This is a genomic window from Pseudomonas sp. P4_C3 (assembly GCF_056402075.1).
On record NZ_JBFUIC010000749.1, the window covers coordinates 1 to 727 of the forward strand.

At 58.8% G+C, this 727-nt stretch carries 1 protein-coding gene; it reads right to left on the bottom strand.

Annotation, left to right across the window (positions count from 1 at the left end; genetic code table 11):
- A partial coding sequence (locus tag AC1DVH_RS32235) for a hypothetical protein (RefSeq protein ID WP_477757184.1) occupies positions 1 to 119 on the bottom strand: 119 nt, incomplete at its 3' end.
- Positions 120 to 727 lie beyond the last annotated feature (608 nt).

Here is a 727-nt window from a genome sequence, read left to right on the forward strand (position 1 = left end):
AGTTCATCCACGAAGACATCGACAACACGCACCGGATTAGTCTCGCTGACGTAATCGTCCAGGCTCTCGGGGAGCAGGGTCCTTTGACCTCGGTGTTCACCTTGAATGAAGCGTTTCATGGGCAACCCTTGCGATGAAATCCTGGGAAATCATAGCAAGGGTTTGCTTTGGAGTTTTTACACACTCTGGGCCGGCGGCGGCTAACCCGGCATCCATGCCGGGTTGCCCACTGCGCAGAACCTCCACTCGGCCTCACGAGGGGGCGTACACCGCAACAGCATCCGAGGCGGCCTACCGGCCGGCCTGGTTCTGATGCGTGCGTGTTTCCCTGTAGGAGCTGTCGAGTGCAACGAGGCTGCGATCTTTTGGCCTTATTTTTTACAAGCAAGATCAAAAGATCGCAGCCTTCGGCAGCTCCTACAGGGGGAATGCGTTTAGCCGAAAGAGATTGGTCGGCCATAAGGCCGCCTTCGCGAGCAAGCTCGCTCCCACAATGGGTCGGCGTACACCAACTGCTCTTTACCACTCAACAGGCCGAGCGTTAGCTCGCCTGCAGCTCTTGATCTTGATCCACCCGCCCCCTCGGCAGGCTGAGTGGAGGTGTTCATCCGGGGATGGGCGCGCAGCGCCGTTCGACGCAGTCGAACTCATTGCATRTAGGTCGAAGCGAAGCCGACCGGAGGGCAATGCCCCCGGATGAATACCGGAGCGAAGGAACGCCGAGCCT